Annotated in this window: 14 protein-coding genes; 10 read left to right on the top strand and 4 right to left on the bottom strand. The window is 68.7% G+C overall.

What is annotated here, in order from left to right:
• Positions 1-394: 394 nt before the first annotated feature.
• Together thrC and MARPU_RS14310 are read left to right on the top strand one after the other, a co-directional pair.
• Complete coding sequence (gene thrC, locus MARPU_RS14315) at positions 395-1795, top strand: threonine synthase (RefSeq protein ID WP_005224065.1); 1401 nt, start codon at positions 395-397, stop codon at positions 1793-1795.
• Positions 1792-3366 (top strand): alpha-isopropylmalate synthase regulatory domain-containing protein, encoded by a 1575-nt coding sequence (locus MARPU_RS14310; protein ID WP_005224066.1) that lies wholly within the window; start codon positions 1792-1794, stop codon positions 3364-3366. Before thrC ends, MARPU_RS14310 begins: the two co-directional genes overlap by 4 nt.
• On the opposite strand, the gene MARPU_RS14305 is transcribed toward MARPU_RS14310, so the two are convergent.
• Positions 3323-5956, bottom strand: coding sequence for a DUF2339 domain-containing protein (locus MARPU_RS14305; RefSeq protein ID WP_005224067.1), 2634 nt, complete (start codon positions 5954-5956; stop codon positions 3323-3325). The genes MARPU_RS14310 and MARPU_RS14305 overlap by 44 nt on opposite strands.
• A gap of 336 nt (positions 5957-6292) precedes the next feature.
• On the opposite strand from MARPU_RS14305, the gene MARPU_RS14300 reads away from it, so the two are divergent.
• From MARPU_RS14300 to MARPU_RS14275, 6 genes are all read left to right on the top strand, one after another.
• Positions 6293-6676 carry a DUF6394 family protein gene (locus MARPU_RS14300; RefSeq protein WP_005224068.1) on the top strand — a complete coding sequence of 128 codons (384 nt, stop codon included), beginning with the start codon at positions 6293-6295 and terminating at the stop codon, positions 6674-6676.
• 34 nt (positions 6677-6710) lie between these two features.
• Positions 6711-8426: a potassium channel family protein gene (locus tag MARPU_RS14295; RefSeq protein WP_005224069.1), complete on the top strand. Its 1716-nt coding sequence runs from the start codon at positions 6711-6713 to the stop codon at positions 8424-8426.
• 144 nt (positions 8427-8570) lie between these two features.
• The gene (locus MARPU_RS14290) at positions 8571-9131 is read left to right on the top strand and encodes a hemerythrin domain-containing protein (protein WP_005224070.1); all 561 of its coding nucleotides are present in this window, start codon (positions 8571-8573) and stop codon (positions 9129-9131) included.
• Entirely contained in the window at positions 9131-10231 is a 1101-nt protein-coding gene (gene hemH / locus MARPU_RS14285; protein WP_005224071.1) for a ferrochelatase, read from the top strand. Before MARPU_RS14290 ends, hemH begins: the two co-directional genes overlap by 1 nt.
• Before the next feature lie 14 nt (positions 10232-10245).
• Positions 10246-10680 (top strand): gamma-butyrobetaine hydroxylase-like domain-containing protein, encoded by a 435-nt coding sequence (locus tag MARPU_RS14280; RefSeq protein WP_005224072.1) that lies wholly within the window; start codon positions 10246-10248, stop codon positions 10678-10680.
• Positions 10681-10732: 52 nt separating this feature from the next.
• A complete protein-coding gene (locus MARPU_RS14275) occupies positions 10733-11860 on the top strand; it encodes a PQQ-dependent sugar dehydrogenase (protein WP_005224073.1) in 1128 nt (375 codons plus the stop codon).
• Between the two features lie 689 nt (positions 11861-12549).
• On the opposite strand, the gene MARPU_RS14270 is transcribed toward MARPU_RS14275, so the two are convergent.
• The 3 genes from MARPU_RS14270 to MARPU_RS14260 form a co-directional block, all read right to left on the bottom strand.
• A complete protein-coding gene (locus MARPU_RS14270; protein ID WP_005224074.1) occupies positions 12550-13770 on the bottom strand; it encodes an argininosuccinate synthase in 1221 nt (406 codons plus the stop codon).
• A 476-nt stretch (positions 13771-14246) separates the two neighbouring features.
• The gene (locus MARPU_RS14265) at positions 14247-15149 is read right to left on the bottom strand and encodes a universal stress protein (RefSeq protein WP_005224075.1); all 903 of its coding nucleotides are present in this window, start codon (positions 15147-15149) and stop codon (positions 14247-14249) included.
• Entirely contained in the window at positions 15149-16819 is a 1671-nt protein-coding gene (locus tag MARPU_RS14260) for a cation:proton antiporter (RefSeq protein WP_005224076.1), read from the bottom strand. Before MARPU_RS14260 ends, MARPU_RS14265 begins: the two co-directional genes overlap by 1 nt.
• A gap of 239 nt (positions 16820-17058) precedes the next feature.
• Here MARPU_RS14260 and MARPU_RS14255 point away from each other — a divergent pair, with 239 nt between their 5' ends.
• Positions 17059-17877: a UDP-2,3-diacylglucosamine diphosphatase gene (locus MARPU_RS14255; protein ID WP_005224077.1), complete on the top strand. Its 819-nt coding sequence runs from the start codon at positions 17059-17061 to the stop codon at positions 17875-17877.
• Positions 17878-17930: 53 nt separating this feature from the next.
• Complete coding sequence (locus tag MARPU_RS14250; protein WP_005224078.1) at positions 17931-18293, top strand: phenylpyruvate tautomerase MIF-related protein; 363 nt, start codon at positions 17931-17933, stop codon at positions 18291-18293.
• Positions 18294-18456 lie beyond the last annotated feature (163 nt).

The following is an 18456-nucleotide window of genomic DNA, read 5'->3' as shown; positions in this document are numbered from 1 at the left end:
CTGTCAGTTCAGGCGCACGCTTTGCATTGTCTGGGTGCCTTTGCCGCAATGTCAACGATTCGAAGTGACCGCGGATTCAATGGTGATCATTGTGATGCGGGTGCAGCATTCATCACGGGACGATGGTGAACGTGCCCGGGGGGCACGCCACGGTTGCCAAGCGTGGCCAGGTTTTTTACTCTCAACCATTTCCCCGGCGTTCGCTGGGAGCAGGGGGTGGACTGCACTGCGCCCGCTCCTCCGAGCACGCTCCGGGCACGCCGCCTCGCCACCACCGGGGTGTCTGCCCGTCTCGTCCATCGTCTCCCGACGCCTGCACGGAGCGCACGTCCGAGGCCGCGTGCGGGTGCCGGCGCCCGCTCGTCTACAGCAACCAGTCAACACAGAGAACGAGATGCACTACTTGAGTACCCGCGGGGGTGTCACCTCCATCGGTTTCGCCGACGCGGTCACCATGGGACTGGCCACCGATGGTGGTCTGCTGGTCCCGGCCGAGTTGCCCCGGGTCGATGCCGCGACCCTGCGCGCCTGGTCGCAGCTGAGCTTCCAGGAGCTGGCCCTCGAGGTGTTCACCCCCTTCGTCGGCGACGAGATCCCGCGCGAGGACCTGCGCGCGCTGATCGATCGCTCCTACGCCGGCTTCTCCCACCCCGAGGTCACCCCGGTGGTCGAGGCCGGCGGGGCGCGCATCCTCGAACTCTTCCATGGTCCCACCGCCGCGTTCAAAGATGTGGCGCTGCAGTTCCTCGGCAACCTCTTCGAGTATCTGCTGGCGCGTGACGGCGGTGAGTTCAACATCGTCGGCGCCACCTCGGGCGATACCGGCTCGGCGGCGATCTACGGGGTGCGCGGCAAGGCGGGCATCCAGGTCTTCATCCTCCACCCCAAGGGCCGGGTGTCGCCGATCCAGGCGCGTCAGATGACCACGGTGCTCGACGACAACGTCCACAACATCGCCGTCGAGGGGACCTTCGACGACGCCCAGCGCATCGTCAAGACGCTGTTCAGCGACCTGCCGTTCAAGCGCAGCCACCACCTCGGCGCGGTCAACTCGATCAACTGGGCGCGGATCCTCGCTCAGATGGTCTACTACTTCTACGCCTGGGGTCGGGTCAGCGGTGGCGATCCCGAGCGTGCGGTCAGCTTCTCCGTGCCCACCGGCAACTTCGGCGATGTCTTCGCCGGCTATCTCGCCCGTCGCATGGGGCTGCCGGTGCGTCGACTGGTGATCGCCACCAACCGCAACGACATCCTCACCCGCTTCGTCGACAGCGGGATCTACGCCGCCGAGTCGCAGGTGCACCGCACCCTCAGCCCGGCGATGGACATCCAGCTCGCCTCCAACTTCGAGCGCTATCTCTACTTCCTCCACGACGGCGACTGCGCGCGGGTGCGTGCGCTGTTCGAGGGGCTGCGCGAGCATGGCCGCATCGAACTCGACGCCGAGCGCCATGCCCGGGTGCGCGCCGACTTCGACGCCCGTGCCGCGAGCGATGCGGAGACCCTGGAGCAGATCCGCGCCAGCTACGAGCACGACGGCTATATCTGCTGTCCGCACACCGCCGTCGGTGTCCATGCCGCACGCGGCATGGACGACGCCGTCTGTCTGGCCACCGCGCATCCGGCCAAGTTCAACGAGGCCGTCGAGCAGGCGATCGGGCGCGGCGCGCCGCTGCCGTCGTCGCTGCAGGGGTTGATGGAGCGCGAGCAGCGTTGTGTCGATCTCCCGGCCACGGTCGAGGCGGTCAAGTCCGAGATCGAGCGCACCCTCGCCGCCACGGGGGCGGGTGCATGAGCGAGTCCGCCGAACGCTATGTCCAGATCATGGACACCACCCTGCGCGACGGGGAACAGACCCAGGGGGTGTCCTTCTCGCCGGCCGAGAAGCTCAATCTCGCCAAGACTCTGCTCGAACAGGTACGGGTCGATCGCATCGAGGTCGCCTCGGCGCGGGTCTCCAGCGGTGAGGCCTACGCGGTGCGCCAGATCATCGAGTGGGCCGAAGATCGCGGATGCGCCGAGCGGGTTGAGGTCCTCGGCTTCGTCGACCAGGGGCGCAGCATCGAGTGGATCCGTGGCGCCGGCGGGCGGGTGCTCAACCTGCTGACCAAGGGCAGCGAGCGTCACTGTCACGGCCAGCTCGGCAAGACCCTGGAGCAGCACGTCGGCGATGTGCGCGCCTGCGTCGCCCGCGCCCAGGAGGCGGGGCTTGCCGTCAACCTCTATCTCGAGGACTGGTCGAACGGCTATCGCGACACCCCGGACTATGTCTATCGCTTCGTCGAGCAGCTCGCCGACAGCGGGGTGGGGCACTTCATGCTGCCCGACACCCTCGGGGTAATGACCCCGGAGCAGGTCGAGGCGGCGATCGCCGACATGGTCGCGCGCTTCCCCGGGCTGTGCTTCGACTTCCACCCCCACAACGACTACGGCCTGGCCACCGCCAACGTGCTCGCCGCCGCGCGCGCCGGGGTGAGCGCGCTGCACTGCACCGTCAACTGTCTCGGCGAGCGCGCCGGTAATGCCTCGCTGGCCGAGGTCGCGGTCAACCTGCGCGATCAGCTCGGTTATCGCACCGGCATCGACGAGACCCATCTCGCCCGCGCCAGCGAGCTGGTCGAGTACTTCTCGGGCAAGCGCATCGCCGACAACGCGCCGATCGTCGGCGCCGACGTCTTCACCCAGACCGCCGGCATCCATGCCGACGGAGATCGCAAGGGCAGTCTCTACCACTCGCGGCTCTCGCCCGAGCGCTTCGCCCGGCGACGCAAGTACGCGCTCGGTAAGCTCGCCGGCAAGGCCTCGCTGGCGAAGAACCTCGAACGACTCGACATCGAGCTCTCCGAGGAGCAGCAGCAGACGGTGTTGCGCCGTATCATCGAACTCGGCGACTCGAAGAAGACCATCACCACCGAGGACCTGCCCTTCATCATCGCCGAGGTGCTGGAGAGCAAGGACTACGACCACGCCGAGCTGCTCGCCTGCTCGGTGGCCTCGACCATGGACCTGGAGTCGACCGCGAGCATCAAGCTCCGTATCGAGTGCGACGTCTATACCGCCGTGGGTAGCGGCAACGGTGGCTTCGATGCCTTCATGAGCGCACTCGCACGGGTGGTGAAGAAGCGCGGCCTGACCCTGCCGCGGCTGACCGATTACGAGGTGCGCATCCCCAAGGGTGGGCGCACCGATGCCCTCACCGAGTGCAGCATCGTCTGGCAGACCGACCTGGGCGAGCTGCGCACCCGCGGGGTGCATGCCAACCAGGTGTTCGCCTCGATCGCGGCGACGCTGCGCATGCTCAACATCGTCATCCACCGCGCACTCAAGCAGGCGGCGGCTGCCGAGTCCGCGACGACGGGCGACTGAACCCTGTCTCGTCGGCTGTCGTCGTGCGCGGCGGCAGCGGCGTCAGCCAGCCGATCCCCATCATCAGCCCACCGACGGCGAGGAAGGAGACGATGCGCTCCACCCCGCCGCGCGCGGCCAGATCGATCGCGAACAGCTTCACCACCGCCAGCGTCAGCACCGCCGCCGCGCCGAACCAGAGCGCGCGCGAGCCCCAGCGCCGCGCGCCCAGCAACAGCGCCACCGCGCACAGCCCCCAGCTCACCGAGAGGACCATCTGGGTCGGCGCCGAGTCGAGCAGCGCCGCCACCCGGTAGTCGACGTCCCAGGCATGGTGCAGCGCGCGCAGCAGCACCAGGTTGAGCCAGCCGAAGCCGAGCACCCCGAACAGCGCGGTGACGGCTCGTCGGCCCGGTGCGCCGGGGGCGATCAGACCGTGCGTCTCGAGCGCGCGCCACCAGCGCCACAGCGCGACGAGTACCAGCGCGGTGACGAGATCGAGCGGGTTGACGAGCGGCAGCCGTGGCCAGGGTGCGCTACCGCCGGTGACCCCGATCGACCAGACCGACCAGAGCGCCAGCCCGAGCGCGAGCGGCGCGCCGAGCGCGCCGACATGGACCCGGGCCCAGGTCAGCGGCCAGGGTCGCGCCCGCGTGGCCAGCAGTAGCGCCACGGCCGGGAGCAGCACCAGCGCCGCGGCGTGCCAGCCAGGGGCGGGCTGGTGCGCGACCAAGGCCCACCACAGCCAGCCCCAGTCGAGCACCAGCAGGGTCGTCAACCCCTGGGTGAACAGGCCCCAGCCGATGCCTGGGGCGAGTGCGCGGCGCTCGACCCGCCACAGCAGCAGATAGCCGAGGCTGACGAAGGCCGGCCAGGCGAGCGCGCCGCCGGCGCCGAACGGTTGCTCCAGCCGCTCCGCGCTGGCCGCCAGCGCGATCAGCCCGAGCAGCGGCAGCCCGCCGAGCAGGGCGTCGAGTCGCGCCCAGCGCAGCCGGGTGGCGGCCAACTCGGCGAGCAGCGCGCCGAGCAGGGCGTAGCCGAGCAGGCGCGCCGGCAGCACCGCGCCGGGGTCGAGACGCCACAGCTCGGCGCTCCCGGCACCGAGCCACCACAGCGTCCCCCAGCCGACCAGCCAGGGCGCCAGGGCGTGGCACCAGGGACGGGCGCGGTCGAACCAGTAGGCGCTCACCAGCCCGGCGAGGGCGATGGTCAGCGCGCCGAGCACCTCGGCGCCGAGGAAGGGGGGCGGGTCGGCGGCGGTCTCGGCGAAGGGTAGCGCGAGCGCCGCGCCGAGCTGGAGCAGCAGCGCGAAGACCAGCACCCGCGTTTGCTCCTGACGGGCGCCGATCCAGGCCATGGCCGCGCCCTCGAGCGCCCAGAAGCCAGCGGTCAGTTCGGCATCGAGGGCGAAGGCCGGGGTCAGCGACAGCAGGATCACCGCGAGCGCGAGGAAGGTCTGGGCGAGCAACGCCGTGGCAGGATGCCCGTCGCGTCGCAGCCAGCCGGCGAGGGCGAGATAGAACAGCCCCATCGCCAGGGTCGAGTAGGCCTCGCCCCAGGGCTGGTGGGCAACCAGCGCGAGCTGGCAGGCGAGGGTCAGCAGCGGGGTGCCGAACACCAGGGTGGCGTCGACCGGGGTGGCGGAGCCCGGCGGCCGGTGCCGGGCGTGGAGCACCGCCACGGCGACATAGACGAGGAAGAAGTAGATCAGGAAGGGTTCGACCCGATGGAACAGCGCCGGCTCGTAGCGCAGCACGCCCCAGACGATGCCGATGACGAAGGTAAAGGCGAAGCCGAGCAGGTTGAGCGCGCGCCAGCCGCGCGCCCAGGCCAGCGCCAGCACCAGGGTGTCGAGCAGGGCGTAGTAGCCGAACAGCACCACCGGGTCGCCGCCGCCGTCGGCGCTGATCAGTGGCGCGAGGAAGCCGCCGATCAGGCCGAACCAGGCGAGGCTGCGCGCCTCCTGGGTGAGCGCCAGGGCGAGACAGACGAGCGCGATCAATGCCAACAATGCGAAGGCGGCGACGGGTCCGAGCAGCCCGGCAAGCACATGGGCGCCGTGGACGTCGAGATAGAGGATGCCGATGGCCGCGCCCTGGAGCAGCAACCCGTAGTCGCGATTGCGCGCACGCACCCGCCAGCCGAGCCCGAGCAGCCCCAGCGCGGCCAGGGCGATGGCGCCGAGACGCAGCTCCAGCGACAACCGCAGCCACTGCTGGTCGACCGCGTACTTGATCAGGAAGCCGGTGCCGACGAACACCAGCAGGATACCGATGCGCACCAGCGGGTTGGCACCGAGCAGGCGCTCGCGCAGCCGCCAGGGCGCGCGTGGCTGGGGCGTTGACCGGGGCGTGACCGGCGACGGTGCGGGCAAGTCGAGCGACAGTGGCTCGGAGTCGGGTGCTAGCTCCGGTTGCGGCAGGGGGGCGGCGGGCGGCGGGGTCGCGCGTCCCAGCTGCTCGCGCAGCATCCGCTCGAGCAGCTGCTGGCGGGCGAGCACGAAACCGAACAGGGCGCCGATCAGCGGTGCGGCGAGCCCGTCGAGTCCGGCCTCCGCCAGCCACAGCCCGCCGGCGAGACCGATCAGGGTCAGCATCAGGGTCAGGGCCATGCCGGGATCCTCGTACCGCCGTGTATGCCGACACGTTAGCCCGGCGGGCGGGGCTGGGGCAATCGGGGGCGGTAGCGATCAGCCGCCAGCCTCCAGCCACCAGCTGCCGGCCACCAGCTACCAGCCACCAGTCGTCAGCCGTTGCCGCCAGTCGCCAGCTGTCAGTGGACGCTTGTGCTCAACGACGGTGGTCAAGGACTGCCCGCCCTTTCGCTGGCGGCTGGTAGCTGGTGGCTGGCGACTGGTAGCTGCCCACCGGCAAACTGCTATGATGCGCCGGCAATCTGGCCGCCATCGTGTTCGTGCCCGCTCGGGCCCCTTGTTGCGGAGAGACGGATGAACCCCGAAAAGGTCGTCTTCAGCTTCTTCATCGTGCTCGCCCTGACGCTGAACTTCGGGTTCTTCGTCGGCGAGATCGACAACCCCAACCATCATCACGCCTGGGAGCTGTTCGCGGTGATCGTGGTCAACCTCGTCGCCACCGTGCTCAAGTTCGGCGATCGCACCCAGCTCGGCGCCGTGCTGCTCGCCACCAGCCTGGTGGCGATCCTGCAGCTCATCGCCGCGGCGCTGGTGTGGACGGTGGTGGTACACGTCGGCGAGGACGGCATGACCCCCTCGGCGATGTCCAGTATCGTCTCGCTCGCCGGCGGGGCGATGATCGCCAACGTGGTCTCGGTGGTGCTGTTGCTGATCGAGACGGTGATGCTGCGCCGCTGAGCGGCGCCTCCGTTGCGAATCGAGGGCCGACACGATGCATATCATCGTCTTCCTCGTCTTCCGGCGCATGCGCGCGCCCTTGCTGTCGCTGATCCTGGTCTATGCGGTGGCGATGGCGGGGCTGGCGTTGATCCCGGCGCGGGATGCCGGCGGCGCCCCGGCGACGATGAGCCTGTTCCATGCCTTCTATTTCGTCAGCTACATGTCGACCACCATCGGTTTCGGCGAGCTGCCGAACACCTTCACCGATGCCCAACGGATCTGGGTCTCGGGGTGTGTGTTCGCGACCGTGGCGGTGTGGATCTATGCCGTCGGCACCCTGATCGCGCTGCTGCAGGACGCGACCTTCCAACGCGCGATCCGCGAGCTGCGGTTCCGTATCCAGGTCCGTGGGTTGCGCACCCCCTTCTATCTGGTCTGCGGCTATGGTCAGACCGGGAGCGCCCTGGTGCGGGGGCTAACCGATCGGCACCTGCACGCGGTGGTGATCGACATCGACGCCGAGCGCATCAATCTGCTCCAGCTCGAGAATCAGCGCGAATACGTCCCCGCGCTCTGCGCCGACGCGCGCAGTCCGGCGCACCTCGAGGCGGCCGGACTCATACATCCGCTGTGTCAGGGGGTGGTGGCGCTGACCAACGTCAACGAGACCAACCTCAAGATCGCCATCGCCGCCAAGCTGATGCACCCCGAGGTGAAGGTGATCTGTCGTGCCGATTCGCACGAGATCGAGGCCAACATGGCCTCTTTCGGCACCGACCACATCTACGACCCTTTCGACACCTTTGCCAATGACGTGGCCACGGCCATTCAGGCGCCCTGTCTGACTCTGTTGCTCGACTGGTTCTCGAGCTTTGGTGGCGAGCGGCTCAAGGAGCCGCTGTTCCCGCCGAGCCGAGGGCGCTGGGTGATCTGCGGCTATGGTCGCTTCGGCAAGGCGATGTACAAGCATCTCAAGGCGCAGGGGCTCGAGGTGCAGGTGATCGAGGCGCTGCCGCACCAGACCGGCATCCCCGAGGAGGGTGTGGTGCAGGGGCGCGGCACCGAGGCGGTGACCCTGGAGCAGGCCGGGATCCGTCGCGCCGTGGGGTTGGTGGCGGGCACCGATCACGACGCCGACAACCTCTCGATCGTGATGACCGCGTTGATGCTCAATCGCGGGCTATTCGTGATCGCGCGCGAGAACCAGCACCACAACCATCAGCTGTTCGGTCGGGTCGGTGCCCATGCGATCATGCACCCCAGCCTGATCGTCGCCAATCGTATCGGTATCCGGTTGGTCAACCCGCTGCTCTCCGACTTCACCACTCTGGCGCGACTCGAGGACGAGCCCTGGGCCTGCGAGTTGGTGAGTCGGGTGCTGGGGGTGGTCGGAGACTGTGCGCCACATGTCTGGGAGATCGCCCTCGAGCCCGAGCGCGCCCGTGCCGTGTGTGAGGCGATCGCGCGCGGTGAGCCGCCGACCCTGGAGGTCCTGTTTCGCGACCCACGGGCACGTGCGCAATGCCTGCCGGTGATTCCCCTGCTGCTGGCGCGTGACGGTGCCCGATGGTTGCTCCCGGGGCCGGAGACCGAACTCGAGAGCGGTGATCGGCTGCTCTGCTGCGGTCGCGAGTGGGCGAGTCGGCGCATGGGCTGGACGCTGCAGAACCTGCACGCGCTCGACTATGTGTGTGGTCGTGAGGGCTGGCGCGAAGGGCCGGTCTGGCAGTTGCTGGCCCCATTGCTGCGTCGCGCCCGCGATCATTGACCGCCGCGCCGGGAACCCCGGCCGATGCCGCTCGTCTGATGCTGGACGAGACGCCGGACGCGGATCGCGCGTGCCTTGGCACGGCTGGGGATGATGGCATACTGGATCGATTGAGACGATTGCCACCGACTAGGAGAAAGGCCTATGCACCCGGTGATGACCCGACTGGGCCAGGACCACGCCCGTCTCGTCAAGCTGCTCGACCTGTTCGAGACCCTGCTCGACCGCTTCCACGCGGGCGAGGAGCCCGACTACGACCTGATGAGCGAGATGCTCGAGTACATGGACGGCTATGCCGACAGCGTCCATCACCCGACCGAGGACATCATCTTCCGTCGTGCCCTCGCCAAGGGCGCCGGGCAGCACGAGGTGTTCGACGTGCTGATGCGTCAGCACGCGAGCCTCAGCCAGATCAACAAGCGCTTCCGTCAGTCGCTCGACGGCATCCTCAACGAGGAGGTGCTGTTGCGCGAGGACGTCGAGGCCAATGGCCGCGAGCTGGTCGCGACCATGCGCGCGCACCTCTCGCTCGAGGATCGCGAGGCCTTCCCGATCGCCCTCAAGGTGCTCGACGAGGCCGACTGGGAGGCGGTGGCGGCCGAGGCGCCCTCGGCCGAGGACCCGCTGTTCGGCGCCCCAGATCCCGAGCGTTTCCAGGCACTCTACCGACTCCTTTCCGAACAGGCCCAGTCCGAGACCCCTTGATGAAGTTCGTCGATACCCCCGCTTACCGTCATGACGTCCCCGAGTCGCTCGGGGTGCTGCTGATCAACCTGGGCACGCCCGACAGCACCAGCGTGCCGGACGTGCGCCGCTATCTCGCCGAGTTCCTCTCCGACCCCCGGGTGGTGGAGATGTCGCGTGCGCTGTGGCTGCCGCTGCTCCACGGCGTCATCCTGCGCACCCGGCCGGCGCGCTCGGCGCGCGCCTATGAGTCGGTGTGGACCGAGGACGGCTCGCCGCTGTTGGCGATCTCGCGGCGGCAGCGCGACGGCGTCGCCGAGCGGCTGAGCGCGCGCCTCGGGGGGCCGGTCAAGGTCGCGCTGGGGATGCGCTACGGCAACCCCTCGGTGGCCTCGGCGCTGGCCGAGCTGCGCGCGGCCAATGCCCGACGCATCCTGGTGTTCCCGCTCTATCCGCAGTACTCGGCCACCACCACCGGCTCGGCCTTCGACGCCGTCACCGCCGAGCTGCGGCGCTGGCGCTGGCTGCCGGAGCTGCGCTTCATTAACCAGTATCACGACGATCCGGCCTATATCGACGCCCTGGTCGCCAGTATCCGCGCTCACTGGGCCGAGCACGGCGAGCCCGAGCGGCTGCTGTTCTCCTTCCACGGCATCCCCAAGGACTACTTCGACAAGGGCGATCCCTATCACTGTCTGTGTCGCAAGACCGCGCGGCTGGTGATCGAGTCGCTGGGGCTGGCTGAGGATCGTTGGGGCATGTCCTTCCAGTCGCGTCTCGGTTCGAGCGAGTGGCTTCAGCCCTATACCGAGACCACCCTCAAGCAATGGGGCGCGTCCGGGGTGAAGTCGGTCCATGTGCTCTCGCCCGGGTTCTCCGCCGACTGTCTGGAGACCATCGAGGAGATCGACGAGGAGAACCGCGAGTACTTCCTCGAGGCCGGCGGCGAGCACTATGGTTACATCCCCTGTCTCAACGACGCACCGGCACACCTCGACCTGCTCACCGAGCTGATCCTGCGTCACTGCGCCGGCTGGCCTGGGCTCGACGCCCCGACCGAGGATGCCGAGGCGCTCGCCGAGCGCCAGGCCCGCGCCCGTGCGCTCGGCGCCGAGCACTGATCGCGGAGGTCTCCATGGACGACACCCACCCCCTGCCTACCGAGATTCGCCTGCACCAGCGCTCGCGGGTGCTGGAGCTGGTCTTCGACGACGGCTCGCGCTTCCGGCTGCCGTGCGAGTACCTGCGGGTCTACTCGCCCTCGGCTGAGGTGCGCGGTCACTCCCCGACGAGCGCCAAGCTGCAGCTCGGCAAGGAGCGGGTGAACATCACCGCGATCGAGCAGATCGGCGCCTATGCGCTCAAGATCCGCTATGACGACGGCCACGACTCCGGGCTCTACGACTGGGGCTATCTCCATCGCCTTGGTCGTGCCTGGCAGCCGCTGTGGCAGGACTATCTCAAGCAGGTGGAGGAGGCCGGCGCGCACCGTGACGGTCCCGACCCCTTCGAGCAACTGCAGGCGCGCGGCGAGGTGCCGGCAGAGACGGCGGCGACGGCGCGCGACTGACACCCGGGAGCGGGCGCGACCCGCGGGAGTGGGGCACATGGATGGAGGCCTGATGTGTCGCTGGACAGTGGCGCTGTGCGCGCTGCTCGGCGCCCTCGCTGTCGAGGCCGCGCCACCCGAGGCGCAGGGCTGGCGCGCCGAGGTGGTGACGCGCGGGCTCGAACACCCCTGGGCGATCGCCTGGCTGCCCGACGGCACGGCGCTGATCAGCGAGCGACCGGGCCGGCTGCGTCGGCTCGCGACCGACGGCCGGCTCGACCCGACGCCGATCGAGGGCGTGCCCGAGGTGCTCGCCGAGGGGCAGGGCGGTTTGCTCGACGTCGCCCCACACCCCGACTTCGCCCGCAACCGGCTGGTCTATCTCAGCTATGCCGAGGGTACGGCCCGCGCCAATCGCACCGCGCTGGCGCGTGCGCGACTGGTCGACGGCGCGCTGCGCGATCTCGAGCGTCTCTACGCCAACCCCGGCCGCAAGCGCGACACCCAGCACTTCGGCTCGCGCATCCTCTGGCTCGACGACGACAGCCTGCTGCTCAGCATCGGTGACGGCGGCAACCCGCCGATTCGCTTCGCCGACGGACTGATCCGCGAGCAGGCGCAGCGTCTCGACAGCCACTTCGGTAAGATCCTGCGGCTGCGCGCCGACGGCAGCCCCCACCCCGACAACCCCTGGTACGCCGCCGGCGGCGCGCGCGCGGCCATCCACAGCCTCGGCCATCGCAACATCCAGGGACTCGCGCGCGATCCGGCGAGCGGACGGGTGTGGGCCAACGAGCACGGCGCGCGCGGCGGCGACGAACTCAATCGCATCACCCCCGGTGCCAACTACGGCTGGCCCGAGGTCACCACCAGCCACGAGTACTGGGGGCCGGCGATCTCCAACGTCCACCAACGTGCCGACGTCACCGCACCGCTGCTCGAATGGACCCCCTCCAAGGCGCCGAGCGGCCTCGCCTACTACAGCGGACGGTACTTCCCGGCCTGGCGCGGCGACCTGTTCAGCGGCGCGCTCAAGTTCGGCGAGGTGCGGCGTATCGACCTGGAGAACGGCGTGGTGATGGGCGAGGAACGGTTGACCATTGGCACTCGAGTGCGCGACGTTCGCGAGGGCCCCGACGGCCATCTCTACGTCCTCACCGATGCGCCCGACGGCGCGTTGTTGCGGATCGTCCCGGACTGAGGGCGTCAACCGTAGGGGATTGAACCGCGAAGCCGCCAGCCGCCAGCCGCCAGCCGCCAGCCGCCAGCCGCCAGCCGCCAGGGGATTGAACCGCAAAGACCCAAAGGACACGAAGAAAGCGACCAGCCTCCAGCAAACAGCCTCCAGTGTCGGTATGCGGTCAACCACGACGCGACGAGATAACCCTGCCCCCTCACTGGAGGCTGGCGGTTCGAACCAGCTTCCAGCGATCAGCTTCCAGCCTCCAGTCGGGGAGACTGCGCCTTGCCCGGTCTGCGGATCTGCAGACCGTCCGCTTGCTTTGCGTCCTTCGCGCCTTGGCGGTTCAATCTTCTGGTCGCTGGTCGCTGGTCGCTGGTCGCTGGTCGCTGGTCGCTGGTCGCTGGTCGCGCCTTTCGCTGGGCACGCGACGCTTTGCTCAGCCTATGCACTGAGCGGCGTCAACCGTAGGGGATCGAACCGCAAAGCCGCAAAGAACGCGAAGAGGTTCAAGTTGCCAGTGACTAGCTGACAGCCGGCAGCCTTCAGTCTCCGCTTGCAATCAACTGGAGCGTGACGAGGCAGGCACCGCTCCTCACTGGAGGCTTTTCTGTTCTTCGCGCTCTTTGCGTCTTGGCGGTTCAAGTCTCTGGAGACCGTCGCCGCAGGACGCGGCGACGGTGGCCCGGCCCGGGGGGCCGGGTGGGGGATCAGCCGCGCTTGCGGCCGGCCACGCGCAGGCGCAGCGAGTTGAGGCGGATGAAGCCGGTGGCGTCGGTCTGGTCGTAGGCGCCGGCGTCCTCCTCGAAGGTCGCGATCGACTCGTCGAACAGGCTGTTGGTCTCGGAGCGACGGCCGAGCACGCTGACGTTGCCTTTGTAGAGCTTGAGACGGACCACGCCGTTGACCACCTGCTGGCTCTCGTCGATCGCCGCCTGCAGCATGCGCCGCTCGGGGGCGAACCAGTAGCCGTTGTAGACCAGGCTGGCATAGCGCGGCATCAGCTCGTCCTTGAGGTGCGCGGCCTCGCGGTCGAGGGTGAGCGACTCGATGGCGCGGTGCGCCTTGAGCATGATGGTGCCGCCGGGGGTCTCGTAGCAGCCGCGCGACTTCATGCCGACATAGCGGTTCTCGACGATGTCGGCGCGCCCGATGCCGTTGGCCCCGCCGATGCGGTTGAGTTCGGCGAGCACCTCGGCCGGGCTCATCGCCTTGCCGTCGATGGCGGTGATGTCGCCGCGCTCGAAGGTCAGCTCGATCTCGGTGGCCTGGTCGGGGGCCTGCTCGGGCGAGACGCTCCAGCGCCACATCGCATCGCCGGGCTGGGTCCAGGGATCCTCGAGGTCGTAGCCCTCGTAGGAGATGTGCAGCAGGTTGGCGTCCATCGAGTAGGGCGACTTGTTGCCCTCGCGCTTCTGCTCGACGCCGATGCCGTGCTTGGCGGCGTAGGCCATCAGCTTCTCGCGCGAGAGCAGGTCCCACTCGCGCCAGGGGGCGATGATCTTGATCTCGGGGTTGAGCGCGTAGGCGCCGAGTTCAAAGCGGACCTGGTCGTTGCCCTTGCCGGTGGCGCCGTGGGAGATGGCGTCGGCGCCGGTCTCGGCAGCGATCTCGATCAGGCGCTTGGCGATCAGCGGCCGCGCGATCGAGGTGCCGAGCAGGTACTCGCCCTCGTAGACGGCGTTGGCGCGGAACATCGGGTAGACGAAGTCGCGCACGAACTCCTCGCGCAGGTCGTCGATATAGATCTCCTTCACGCCTGCGGCCTCGGCCTTGGCGCGCGCCGGTTCGAGTTCCTCGCCCTGGCCGATGTCGGCGGTGAAGGTCACGACCTCGCAGCCGTACTCCTCCTGCAGCCACTTGAGGATCACCGAGGTGTCGAGTCCGCCCGAATAGGCCAGAACGACTTTCTTGACTGCGCTTTGCGCCATCGTCTTGCTCCAGAATCGTGAAGGGGTGTTTGCAGGGGCCGGGCGAGCGCCTCGCCCTCCCCGGTGGCGGATACCGGTGGCGCGCGGCGCCATGGTAGGTCCGACGGCCGCGTCCCGGGTAATCCGCCAGTATAGAACGTCGAGCGGGATCAAGGGGAGGGGCGGAGGGCGGCTTCGGTTCAGTCGTCAGTCGCCAGCTACCAGCCTCCAGCTTCCAGCCTTCAGTCGTTGGTCGCCAGTCGCCGGCCTCCAGCTTCCAGTCGTCAGTTGTCAGTCGTCAGGGGGATTGAACCGCAAAGGCCCAAAGGGCGCGAAGGGGATGTTCGGTTGGCAAGGTGTTTGCGGCCAGCCGCCGGCCTCTAGCTACCAGCCGTCAGCCTCCAGTGGGGAAGGCTTGGCGCCGTTGGCTGGAGACGGCAGGCTGGAAGCTGGCGGCTGACGACTGGAGGCTGGGAGCTGGTGGCTGGAAGCTCCCTCTAGGGCCGCACCGCCAGCACCGAGCAGGGGGGCTGGTCGAGGATGGCCTCGACGGTGTTACCGATCAGCAGGCCGGTGAGGCCGCGTCGTGCGGCGGTGCCCATCACCACCAGGTCGGCGTCGAGCTGACCGGCGAGCAGGCGGACCTGTTCGGTGGCCAGTCCGCGGGGCAGGTGCAGACGGGGGGCGAGATAGTCGTGGGCCTCGGCGCCGAGGAGTTCGCGCAACACCATGTTGAGCGTCTCGAGCCCGCGGCGGTGACGGATGCGCTCGCTCTCGACATAGTCGCGCGGGGAGTTGTCGGGGGCATCGGACCAGACACGGAACAGCAGCTCCGCCGGGGTATCCCAGACATGCACCAGATGGAGCGCGGCGAAATCCGAAAGTGCCAGCGAGCCGGCGAGGGTGAGCAGTCGGCGGTTGAGCGGGGTGTCGATCGAGTCGGGCTGCGCCGGATCGTAGTCGAGCGCGAGCAGAATGTTGTCGTAGTTGTCGCGCTCGCGTGGCTGCATCAGCCAGACCGGGCAGGGGCTGTTGCGCAGCAGCTGGCGGTCGTCGCCGCCGAGGAAGCGCTCGAGCCGCTCCGGCGGCTGGGCGGGGTTGATCACCAGGTCGTGACCACGCTGCTCGATCTCGCGCAGCGCCTCGCGCGCGAGGGCGCCGACCCGCACCTCGATGCGCAGCGCGCAGCAGTCGTGGTGGGCCGCGAGGCGAACCTTCAACGCGCGTTCGATGCGCGCGATCGTCTCCTGCACGGGCTCGTTCGCCGGCGGCGCGGTTAGCACCACGAGCACGGTGAGTCGGGCCTGGTTGTTGTGCGTGAGCGTCAGCGCGCGCGCCAACGCATGCTCCGGCCCGACACCATTGGCGATGACATAGAGGATGTTCTTGAATCGTTTCATCACATGCCCTCGGCAGCTCCGCCCGCAGGTCGTCCCGGCGCGCAATCCTCACTCAGTCGCTGCGCCGCGCTGCGCGCGGCGTCGGCATAGGGAATGAATACCAGATCTGCCCCCTGCTGTGCGAACCATTGCGCGTCGGCCTCGCAGGTGGCCGAGAGCGCGACCCGGCCACCATAGCCCTGCTGGCGCAGCCCCTGGAGCAGCAAGCGGTTGATCGCGCGATCGCGCACCGTGCTCACCACCCAGTGTGCGCGGCGCAACGCCAGCGTGGCGATCAGCTCGGGGTCCTCGATGTCGCCGTAGTGGACGTGGTAGCCGGCGCGGGCCTGGCGACGTACCACGTCGGGGTCGAAGTCGACGGCGAGCACCCGGCGACCACGCTCGCGCAGCCCGTCGGCCATGACCGCGCCGAAACGCCCGAGCCCGAACAGCAGGATCTCGGGCTCGTCGGTCTCTTCCGGCTCCTGCTCGATCTCGCGATGCGGCACCCGGCGCTCGAAGCGGACGAGGTAGGGGGCGAGCCGTTCGTAGAGCGGATGTGAGTAGAGGATCAGGTAGGTCGAGGCGCTGATGGTGATCAGCCCGACCAGGGTGATCAGTCCCAGGGTCTCGGGGGCGAGATGGCCGAGGCTCAGGCCGAGTGCGGCGAGGATCAGCGAGAATTCGCTGATTTGCGCCACCGTCAGCCCGGCGAGGAAACCGGTGCGTCGGCGATAGCCCATATAGCCCATGATCGCCATCACGATCAGCGGATTGCCGATCAGCACGAACAGCGACAGCACCGCCGCCGCGCCGAGCTGGCCACCGATCAGTCCGAGTTCGAGTGTCGCGCCCAGCTCGATAAAGAAGAACAGCAGCAGGAAGTCGCGCAGCGTCACCAGCCGCGCAGCGATCTGCTCGCGATAGCGGGTCGAGGCGATCGACACCCCGGCGAGGAAGGCGCCGACCTCGCGGCTGAAGCCGAGGGCGTCGCCGGCGAGTGCGCCGAGTACTGCCCAGGCGATGGCAAACAGCATCAGCAGTTCGGTCGAGCGCGCCAGCCGATGCAGCAGCCAGGGCAGCACATAGCGCATCAGCAGCGCCACGGTGGCCAGCATTGCCGCCCCCTTGAGCAGGATGGCCAGCGCCTCGCGCACCGGGTGGACATCGCCCTCGGCCTGGCCGACGGCGGTCAGCGCGATCATCACCAGCACCACCACGATGTCCTGGACGATGAGGAAGCCGACGGCGATGCGCCCGTGCAGGGCATCGACCTCGCGTTTGTCCGAGAGCAGCTTGACGATGATGATGGTGCTCGAGAAGGTCAGCGCCACTGCCACGTAGAGCGCGGCCACCGGCTCCAGCCCGAGGAGTCGGGCGATGACGTAGCCCACCGCCGAGGTGAACAGCACCTGCCCGAGCCCGGAGGCCAGCGCCACCGGGCCGACGGTGCGGATGATGTGCAGGTCGAGCTTGAGCCCGACGACGAACAGCAGCAACGCGATGCCGAGTCGCGCGAACAGCTCGATCTCGCTGCTGTGCGCGACCAGCCCGAAGCCTGCCGGTCCGAGCAGGATGCCGACGGCGATGAAGGCGACGATCAGCGGTTGGCGTAGTGCGCGGACGAGCGCACCGGTCACGGCGGCGACGCCGAGGATCAGGCCCATCTGCAGGAAGAGGTCATCGCTCATCGGCATATCCGCCAATGTGCGGTCTGGCGCGGCTCGAGGGTACTCGAGGCGTAGGGCGGGCTGCGGGGTCGGTCCATGGTCCACCTCGAATGGGTCGTTCTCTCCCCGTCGGACCGGGCGCGATCGTGCCGGTTCCCACATCGGTCACCGCCCCTTCACCGCATCTTCACCGCCCATCAACGCCGCGGCAACAGAGTTCGGTGATCCTGTGCGCCACGCTCATCCAGGCAGGCGACGCGATGACCGAGATCACCCGCATGTCCCCTCTGAAATATCGCAGCATCTTCATCTCCGATGTCCATCTGGGCTTCAAGGGGTGTCAGGCCGAGTTCCTGCTCGACTTCCTCGCCACCACCGAGTGTCGGCAGCTCTATCTGGTCGGCGACATCGTCGATCTGTGGGCGCTGCGCGGCGGGCTCTACTGGCCGGAGACCCACAACCGAGTGGTCGCCGCGATCCTCGACAAGGCGCGCGCCGGCACCGAGGTGATCTATGTACCGGGCAACCACGACGAGGTGCTGCGCGCCCATCTCGGGCTCGACTTCGGGCGGGTGGCAGTACGCGACGAGGTGGTCCACACCACCGCCGACGGGCGCCGTTTCCTGGTGCTGCACGGCGATCGCTTCGACGGCGTGATCGAGCACGCGCGCTGGCTCTCGCGCCTGGGTTCGCACGCCTACGACCGACTGCTCGCGCTCAACGCCCAGCTCAGTCGATTGCAGCGGATGCTGGGGTTGCGCTACTGGTCGCTGGCCGGTTATCTCAAGCGCAAGGTCAAGAACGCGGTCAACTATATCGGCGACTTCGAGCGGGTGGTGGCCGAGGAGGCCGCGCGACGGGCGCTCGACGGCATGATCTGTGGCCATATCCATCATGCCGAGATGCGCGACATCGCCGGCGTGGCCTATTGCAACTGCGGCGACTGGGTGGAGAGTTGTACCGCGCTGGTCGAGCATCACGACGGTCGGTTCGAGTTGCTGCGCTGGACCGATGCCTGTGCCGAGTCGCTCGGCGACGAGGAGGGGCGTCCGGCGGTGGCGCTGGCGCGGGTCGGTTGATCCGGCGCTCCTGGCCTATCATGGGGCGAGGTCCTGACCGGAGGAGACGCGCCATGCCCACATTGCAACTGCACACCAATGTCACCGTCGCCCCCGAGCGTCGCGCCGAGCTGCTCGCCCGGCTCTCGGCTGCGGTGGCCGAGCTGCTCGGCAAGCCCGAGTCCTATGTGATGGTCCTGCTCGATGACGGCCGTGCGCTGAGCTTCGGCGGCAGCGCCGAGCCGGCGGCGTTGCTCGAACTGCTCAGCCTTGGCCTGCCCGAGTCCGAGACCCCAGGCTATACGCGCACACTCTGCGCGCTCTGCGAGACGCTGCTCGGCGTCCCTGAGCGGCGGGTCTACATCGATTTCCGCTCGCCGCCGCGCCATCTCTTCGGCTGGAACGGCGGCACCTTCCAGGACCCGCGACGCGACTGACCCTCGCCGCCATCTCCGCGCGCCATTGAACCGCCATCATCCCGCAAGCATCTAATGGATACGGTGTAGCTCGGTTGCGGCGATCGAAACGATTGTCGCCCACGCCGCCCCGTCTCGCCCGCCCCGCCGCGATGCCCGGGGCTATCTCCCGCCCACCCCGGGC

The sequence above is a fragment of the Marichromatium purpuratum 984 genome, assembly GCF_000224005.2.
Lineage (GTDB): Bacteria > Pseudomonadota > Gammaproteobacteria > Chromatiales > Chromatiaceae > Marichromatium > Marichromatium purpuratum.
This window is presented reverse-complemented; position numbering and strand designations above follow the sequence as displayed.